9 protein-coding genes are annotated in these 7,924 nt (G+C 73.7%); 4 read left to right on the forward strand and 5 right to left on the reverse strand.

The window, feature by feature from the left end; all coding sequences use genetic code 11:
* Positions 1-87 precede the first annotated feature (87 nt).
* A complete protein-coding gene (locus tag ACYVM4_RS07635; protein WP_368821496.1) occupies positions 88-570 on the reverse strand; it encodes a DoxX family protein in 483 nt (160 codons plus the stop codon).
* Positions 571-631: 61 nt separating this feature from the next.
* On the reverse strand, positions 632-1,120 hold the full coding sequence (locus ACYVM4_RS07640; protein WP_368821495.1) for a MarR family winged helix-turn-helix transcriptional regulator: 489 nt from the start codon (positions 1,118-1,120) through the stop codon (positions 632-634).
* Between the two features lie 73 nt (positions 1,121-1,193).
* Between ACYVM4_RS07640 and ACYVM4_RS07645 the strand changes: the two genes are divergently transcribed.
* Complete coding sequence (locus ACYVM4_RS07645; RefSeq protein ID WP_460668143.1) at positions 1,194-1,883, forward strand: hypothetical protein; 690 nt, start codon at positions 1,194-1,196, stop codon at positions 1,881-1,883.
* 130 nt (positions 1,884-2,013) lie between these two features.
* Here ACYVM4_RS07645 and ACYVM4_RS07650 read toward each other — a convergent pair whose 3' ends face one another.
* Together ACYVM4_RS07650 and ACYVM4_RS07655 are read right to left on the reverse strand one after the other, a co-directional pair.
* Positions 2,014-2,706, reverse strand: a complete 693-nt coding sequence (locus ACYVM4_RS07650; protein ID WP_368821493.1) for an MOSC domain-containing protein — start codon at positions 2,704-2,706, stop codon at positions 2,014-2,016.
* Between the two features lie 40 nt (positions 2,707-2,746).
* The gene (locus tag ACYVM4_RS07655; RefSeq protein WP_460668144.1) at positions 2,747-3,154 is read right to left on the reverse strand and encodes a hypothetical protein; all 408 of its coding nucleotides are present in this window, start codon (positions 3,152-3,154) and stop codon (positions 2,747-2,749) included.
* A 111-nt stretch (positions 3,155-3,265) separates the two neighbouring features.
* Here ACYVM4_RS07655 and ACYVM4_RS07660 point away from each other — a divergent pair, with 111 nt between their 5' ends.
* The 3 genes from ACYVM4_RS07660 (at position 3,266) to ACYVM4_RS07670 (ending at position 6,937) form a co-directional block, all read left to right on the forward strand.
* Positions 3,266-4,105 carry an SIR2 family NAD-dependent protein deacylase gene (locus tag ACYVM4_RS07660; RefSeq protein WP_368821491.1) on the forward strand — a complete coding sequence of 280 codons (840 nt, stop codon included), beginning with the start codon at positions 3,266-3,268 and terminating at the stop codon, positions 4,103-4,105.
* 294 nt (positions 4,106-4,399) lie between these two features.
* Positions 4,400-5,239, forward strand: a complete 840-nt coding sequence (locus ACYVM4_RS07665) for an aldo/keto reductase (RefSeq protein WP_368821490.1) — start codon at positions 4,400-4,402, stop codon at positions 5,237-5,239.
* Between the two features lie 171 nt (positions 5,240-5,410).
* Positions 5,411-6,937 (forward strand): peptide MFS transporter, encoded by a 1,527-nt coding sequence (locus tag ACYVM4_RS07670; protein ID WP_460668145.1) that lies wholly within the window; start codon positions 5,411-5,413, stop codon positions 6,935-6,937.
* A gap of 22 nt (positions 6,938-6,959) precedes the next feature.
* On the opposite strand, the gene ACYVM4_RS07675 is transcribed toward ACYVM4_RS07670, so the two are convergent.
* The coding region (locus tag ACYVM4_RS07675) for a nitronate monooxygenase (RefSeq protein WP_460668146.1) at positions 6,960-7,924 on the reverse strand (965 nt) is incomplete at its 5' end.

Here is a 7,924-nt window from a genome sequence, read left to right on the forward strand (position 1 = left end):
ACCCGGGACGACGGCGGGAGAGGCCGGTCGCGGACGGGGCCGGGTGCCGGAAGGGTCGGGCGCGGAAGGGGACGGCCGCGGAAGGGGTCAGGCGCGGGCGGCAGCGCGGCGCTTCGCCGCGATGACGTGGTCCAGCGACCAGCGGCCGGCACCGGCCAGGACGAAGAGGACGGACGCGGCGGCGAGCAGCAGCACGAGCTCGACCCCGCCGGCGGCGGCGAAGAAGCCCGCGGGAAGGTGCACGAGCACGAGGGCCACCAGCATGCTCAGGGCCAGCAGGGCGGCGACCACGCGGGTGCCGAGGCCCAGGAGAAGCATCAGCCCGCCCACGAGCTCGAGGACGGCGGCGACGGGCGCGGCGAGCTCGGCCGCGGGGATGCCCATCTGGGCGAAGGACGCCTGGGTGCCGGCGATGGTCCACTCGGTGAACTTCTGCCAGCCGTGCAGGAGGAACGTGACACCGAGGACGACACGCAGGACGGTCAGGCCGAGGGTCGCGGCCGAGGAGTCGCCGGCGGGAGCGGAGGAACGGACGGGGGACGTGCGCTGCGGCACCTGAGTTGTGGACATGTCACAAGCGTAGGGCCCGTTTACTTTCCTTGTCAAGCTTCTTGTCGGCGGGTGCCCGGTGTCACGACTCGTCCGAGGCCAGTCCCCGGGCCGTGGGCCCTGCCGCGGCGTCGTCGACCATACGGCCGATCAGCGCGAGCTGCTGGACCTGGACGGGCGTCAGCCGGTCGATCACCGTCCGCCGGACGTGCTCCACGTGGCCCGGGGCGACCTGCTGGACCCGCTCCAGTCCGCGGTCGGTGATCTCCGCGAGCACCACCCGCTTGTCCTGCTCGCCGCCGGCGCGCACCACCAGGCCGTCGCGCTCGAGGCGTGCGACGATCCGGGACAACCGGGACTGGGAGGTGTTGGTGGCCGCCGCGAGGTCCGACATGCGCCGCCGCCGGTCGGGGGCCTCGGAGAGCATCGCGAGCACCAGGTACTCGGCCAGACTGAGGTCCGCCTCCGCCTGCAGCTGGGACTCGATGCTGCCGGGCAGCGTGAACATGATGGAGACGAGCGCCAGCCAGGCCTCGCGCTCCTCGGGGGACAGCCATCGGGTCTCGGTCATGGCCCGATTCTACGAGCCGGTCCTTGACGCATCATGGGAACGCGTCCGCCGAGCGCGCCCCATAATGGGACCCATGGATTCCCTCGGCACCTGGCCCCGGCCCGTCCCCGCGGACGATCGCGACTTCGACGTCCAGGTCATGCGGCGGCTGCGCACCGCTCCCGGCGCCGCCGGGGCGCCCGACCGCCCCTCCCTGGGCGAGCGCCTGGGCACGTCGCTGCTGCTCGTGGTGCCGGTGCTGACCGCGCTCGCCGTGGTCCTGCTGTGGCAGCAGTGGTCCCGGTCCGGCTCGGCGCTCTTCCTCGCCCTCATCGCCGTGGTGCTCGTGGCCACGGCCCTGTGGTGGACGGCCCGGCTCAAGCGCGCCTTCACGACCGCGCAGGGCCGGCTGGGCGCACGCCTGGCCAACGTGGTGGAGCACGGCGTGGCCGTCGTCCGGGAGATCACCCTCGAGCCGGTCGCCGAGGACGCGGAGACCGCCGGCAACACCGCCGACGCCGCCGAGAGCACAGCCGGGGACGCCGCGACGAGCGGCGGCCGTGTCCGTGCCCGGCTCGAGCTGTCCGTGACCCCCGTGCGGGGGGACCGGTACAGCACCTCCGTGGAGGCTCTCTACGACGCCGACGCCGCGCTCCTCCTGGAGGCCGGCTCGCACGGACCCGTCCGGTTCCTGCGCGACGACCCGGAGGGGACCACCGTGATCGACACCCGGCTCTCCGAGGAGCAGGTCGCGCAGATCTACCGGGGCGCCGCCCTCAACTGACGGTGGAGTCAGCTCCGCGGTCCATCCGGTGACGGCCTGCGGGGACGATCGCTCCGGTTGCGTCGCGGCGGCGGGCCCGCCCGGTGCGGTCCTGCAGCGCGTTCGCTCCGTCCCGCCAGGGCGCGGCGGCTCACCCGGTGCGCCGGTCGGCCGCCCGCTGCTCCTTCTCGACCCGCAGCCGGAGCTGCTCGCACAGGTCCTCCCCCGCCCGCAGCAGACCCGGCATCCGGTCCCGCTCCGTGGTCTGCGCCCGGAAGGCGTCCACCACGCCCACCCCGTGCCCGGCGCGGCGGGCGAGCTCGACCGGCAGACCGGCCCGCACGGTGCCCGGCGACAGGACCTTGAGGTAGGCCCCGGAGCGGCCGCGCTCCGTGAAGCGGCGCAGCCAGCCGCGCACCTCCATGCTCGCGCGGAACGTGCCGCAGGGGATGCGCGCGTCCGTGACCTGCAGCAGCACCTCGCCGATCCGCCAGACGTCGCCCAGTCGCGCGTCGTCGACGTCGAAGCCCGAGAGCGTGAGGTTCTCCCCGAAGAAGCCGTCGGGGATCTCCCGCCCCAGCTCCTGCTCCCAGAAGTCCAGCTCCTCGCGCGCGAACGCGTACACGGCCTGGTCCGTGCCTCCGTGGTACTTGCCGTCCCCGATGAAGTCCCCGGCCAGGCCCGAGCCGAGGCCGCCCTTGCGGGGACCCGGTTCGCGGACCTCCACCGGGCCGTCCACGGGGCGCTTGCGGATGCCCGTGGGCCGGTTCCGCCTGGCGGAGTTGGCCTCGGCCCGGCCCACGTTGACGCTCCGCAGCACGGCGGGCCGCTGGGTTTCGCTCATGCCCGGAGACTACCTGGGCCCGGCCGGGACGGACCGGCCCTCAGACGCCGCGGGGCGCCCTGAGGGGGCGCGAGCCGGTGTGCGGCACGGTCGGGGTGGCGTCCGTCTCGGCCTCCGGCTCGACGAATGCGCCACGCCCGGGCTTCTCGGGCGGCAGCGCGTCGTCGAGGTGGTCGGCGCGGTCCTCGGCGGACTCGTCGTCCTGGTCGCCGGCGCGGACGTCCTGCGCCGGAAGGGACGGGCGGCGGCGTGAGCTCGTTCCGCGAGCACGCGGGGCGTCGTGGATCTCGGTGACGGACACGGCCATCGCGTTGAGCGCGAGACCGGCGAGCACGAACAGCCACGCCGCGACGGGGTACCACGCCAGACCGAGGACCACTCCGACCACGACGAGGGCGACGGAGGTCAGGTAGGCGGGGGTCAGCACGCGCTGGACGTTGAACTTCATGGTTTCCATTCCACCACGCGCGCGTGCGGATCGACCAACGGGCCCGGGCGTTTCCCCGCACCGGCACGGGAACCCTGGTCCGGGGACCTCCGTGCGTATACCGTCGGCGGCATGGACGACCTCGACCCCGAGCTGCTCGAGCTGGCGCGCTCCGCCCGCACCGTGACCGTGCTGTCCGGCGCCGGGATGTCGGCGGAGAGCGGGGTGCCCACGTTCCGGGACGCCGGCACCGGACTGTGGGCCCGCTGGTCCCCCGAGGAGCTGGCCACCCCCGAGGCGTGGGACGCCGACCCCGGGCTCGTCTGGTCCTGGTACCTCTGGCGCGCCCGTCAGGTGCGCCGGCTCCGCCCCCACGCCGGACACCGGGCGATCGCCCGGTGGGCGGACCGCGCCCGCGTCCACGTGGTCACCCAGAACGTCGACGACCTCCACGAGCGGGCGGGCTCCGCGGTCCTCGCCCACCTGCACGGCAGCCTGTTCGCGTTCCGCTGCTCGGGCTGCGGCGCCCCGTTCCCGGAACGCCTCGTCCCGGGCCTGGCAGCGGAGGCCTGTCCGGAGGCACCGCCCGCTCCCCAGGAGCCCGACCGCGAGGAGCCGGACCGCGAGCGCCCCCCGGTGTGCCCCTCCTGCGGCGGAGCGGTGCGGCCCGCGGTCGTGTGGTTCGGGGAGCTGCTGCCCGAGGGCGCCGTGGAACGGGCCGCCGCGGCCGTGGCCGAGGCGGACCTCGTGCTCGTCGTGGGCACGTCCGGGCTCGTGCAGCCCGCCGCCTCCCTGCCGCTCATCGCCGCCGGCCGCGGGACGCCCGTGGTCGAGATCAATCCCGCGGACACCGTCCTCACCCCGCACGCGGACCGGACCGTGCGGGCCGGCGCCGCCGAGGTGCTGCCCCGCCTCCTTCCCCCGCAGGACGACCGGCGCCTGCGGACCCGGCCGCTGGGCGCCGACGGCTGACTGCCGGCCGACCGCCGGCTGCCGGTCACGGATTGCCGGCTGCCGGCCACCGGTCGCCGGCTGACTCCCGGCGCGGCTGGAGCAGCGGATCCCGGCTGTCGGCTGCCGGCGCCGGCCGTCTCGAGGCGCGGCCGGAGCAGCGGATGCCGATTGCTGAGAGCAGAAAGCACGCTGTCCTTCTTGTCAGCGCGCGGCGACGGTTGGAGACTGATCGACGGACACCGGGCCGGGGTGACCTCTTCCCGGCCTCTCCCCGACGGCCCCCGGGCTGTCTCCCCACGAAAGGCACGGTCCATGACCCAGTCCACGACGCAGTCCCCGACCCTCACCCTGCACGACGGCAGGACCATCCCGCAGCTCGGCTACGGCGTGTGGCAGGTCGACGCCGACATCGCGGAGGACGTGGTCGGCCAGGCGCTCGAGGCCGGCTACCGCCACATCGACACCGCGATGATCTACGGCAACGAGGAGGGCGTGGGCCGCGCGATCGCCAACAGCGGGATCCCGCGCGACGAGATCTTCGTGACCACCAAGCTGTGGAACGGCGACCACGGCCACGACTCCGCGCTGAAGGCCGTCGACGCCTCCCTGGAGCGCCTCGGCCTGGAGTACGTCGACCTGTACCTCATCCACTGGCCCACCCCGAAGCACGGGAAGTACGTGGAGACCTGGAAGGCGTTCCAGGAGATCCGCGACAGCGGCAAGGCCCGGTCCATCGGCGTCTCCAACTTCCCGCGCGAGGAGCTCCAGGAGATCATCGACGCGACCGGCGTGGTCCCCGTGGTGAACCAGGTGGAGCTGCACCCCTACTTCAACCAGTCCGCGCTGCGGGACTTCAACGCCTCCCACGGCATCCTGACCGAGGCGTGGTCCCCCCTGGGCCAGGGCGGCGACCTGCTGAAGGACCCGGCCATCGGCTCGATCGCCCGCAAGCACGGCGCCACCCCGGGACAGGTCATCATCGCGTGGCACCTGGCGATCGGCAACGTGGTCTTCCCCAAGACCGTCACGCCGGAGCGGATCCGGGAGAACTACGCGGCTCTCGACGTCCGGCTGGACGACGAGGACGTCCAGGCGATCAACGGCCTGGACAACGGCGGGCGGATCGGCTCCGACCCGAAGGACTTCAACTGAGTCCTGGTTTCCTCCCGGTGACGCCCGGGACCGCGGTGCACCCACCACGGTCCCGGGCGTCGCCCGTGCAGCCGCCGGCCCCGCCGGCCCCAGGGTGAGCACGGCGGGGCCTCCGGTCGCGGGAGCCCGCCGATTGGTGCGATCCCGGTCGTGAGGTGGACCATGGACGTCATGAATCCCGAGACACCTCGCGGGGGCACCGGCGCCACCAGCGCCGCGGATCCGCGCAACGACCCCGACAACGTCCCCGGTGCGGCTCTTCCCCGCACGGAAGGGAAGAGCTTCTTCGGCCAGCCCCGCATGCTGGCGAACCTGTTCAGCGTCGAGCTGTGGGAGCGCTTCTCCTTCTACGGCATGCAGGGCATCGTCCTGCTGTACATGTACTTCGCCACGACCGACGGCGGACTGGGCATCGACCAGTCGACCGCCGCCGGCATCGTGGGCGCCTACGGCGGCGCGGTCTACCTGTTCGCCATCCTGGGCGGGTGGGTGGCCGACCGGCTCCTGGGCTCCGAGCGGACGATGTTCGTCAGCGGGGTGCTCATCATGGCCGGCCACGTCTCGCTGGCGCTCGTCCCCGCGATCGCCGGCCTCACGATCGGCCTGGTCCTCATCGCGGTCGGCTCGGGCGGGCTCAAGGCCACGATCACCAATCTCGTGGGCGCCCTGTACGACCGCCAGGACCCCCGCCGTGACGCCGGCTTCTCGATCTTCTACATGGGCGTCAACATCGGCGGCCTCCTCGGGCCGCTCCTGACGGGCTTCGCGCAGAAGACCTGGGGCTTCCACCTCGGCTTCGGCCTGGCCGCGATCGGCATGGCCTTCGGCCTGACCCAGTACGCGCTCGGGCGCAGGAAGCTCCCCGACGAGGTCCACCACGTGCCCAACCCCCTGCCCCGCGAGCAGTACGGGAAGTGGATCGGGATCGCCGTGGCCGCGGTCGCCGTCGTCGTGACCGCCGTCCTCACGGGCGTGCTCGACGCGGAGAACCTGGCCGACGTCGTCGTGGGGGTGATCGTGGTGGCGGCCGTGGCGCTGTTCGCCCTCCTGCTCACCAGCAAGAAGATCGACGACGACGAGCGCTCCCGCGTGCGGGCGTTCATCCCGCTGTTCATCGGCTCGGCCGCGTTCTGGGCGCTGTTCCAGCAGCAGTTCACCGTGATCACGATCTACTCCGACACCCGCCTGGACCGCGTGCTGGGCGACTGGACCATGCCGATCTCATGGGTCCAGTCCTTCAACCCCCTCTTCATCATCCTGCTGGCCCCGGTGTTCGCGGTGCTGTGGACGAGGCTCGGCGACCGCCAGCCCGCCACGCCCACCAAGTTCGGCCTGGGCATCGTGCTGATGGGGTCGGCGTTCCTGATCTTCCTGCCCATGGTGGGAGTGGGCTCCGTGCCCGTCCTGTGGGCCGCGCTGATCCTGCTGGTCGCCACCCTGGGCGAGCTGCTGGTCTCCCCGGTGGGCCTGTCCCTGTCCACCCGGCTGGCGCCGCGGGCCTACCCCGTGCTGATGGTCGCCCTCTTCTACCTCTCGGTGTCGCTGGGCACCGCCCTCTCCGGCTCGCTGGCCGGCTACTACAGCGAGCAGACGGAGGGCGCCTACTTCGGCGCACTGGGCGCCGTGACGATCGCCATCGGCGCCGCCCTGCTCGTGCTGTCCCCCTGGATCCGGCGGATGATGCGCGGGGTGCGCTGACGGCCGGGTCGGACCCCCGCCCTCAGGGACCGGACGGGGCGCGGAGGATGCCCCGCACCACCTCGGCGGCGGGGACCTCCCGGGCGGCCGCGAAGGACGGTCCGGCCCACAGGGCGATGGCCTCGGGGTCCCCGGCCTGCGCCGCAGCCGCCCGGATGGGCTTCGTCAACTGGTTCACCTGCGGATATGCCGCCGGAGCAATATTCGTGAAGCGGTCGATGAAACCGTTGCGCACGCCGCGCGCCAACCGGCCCGAGAACGCCCGGGTCACGGCCGTCTCCGTGTAGCGGCCCGAGCCGAGAGCCTCCCGGTACGCGGCGGAGGTCCCCGCCTCGTGCGTGCGCAGCAGGAGCGTGCCGACCTGGACGGCGTCCGCACCGGCGGCCAGGACCGCGTCCGCCTGGGTCGCGGAGGCGATGCCGCCGGCGGCCACCACCGGGACGGCCACGGCGGCGCGGACCGCGGCGACGAGCTCCACCAGGGGCTCCTCGCCGGGGACGTCCTCCGCGCGGTGGGTGCCCCGGTGACCGCCGGCGGCCGGGCCCTGGACCGTCAGCAGGTGGGCGCCGGCCCGCACCGCGGCCTCGGCCTCCGGGACCGAGGTCACCGTGACGGACGTCGTGGTGCCCACCGCCGCGAGCCGCGCCAGCACGGAGGCCGCGGGGAGCCCGAAGGTGAACGAGACGACCGGCACCCGCAGCTCCTCGACGATCTCGAGCTTGACCGCCCATCCGTCGTCGTCAGCGGGGTCCGTGTCCGGCAGCTCCACCCCGTACCGGCGGGCCGTGTCCCGCAGCGCCTCCCGGTAGGCCGCGACCGACAGGTGGACGGCGGGGTCGACCGCAGTGCCGGGGGCCGCGGTGTTCGCGGCCTGCGGGACGAAGAGGTTCACCCCGAACGGACCGTCGGTCAGCGCGCGGACCTCCTCGACGTCCGCGCGGACGCCCGCTGCGGGACGGTTGCCGGCGGCCAGGAAGCCCAGGCCGG

The organism is Kocuria himachalensis, from assembly GCF_054784195.1.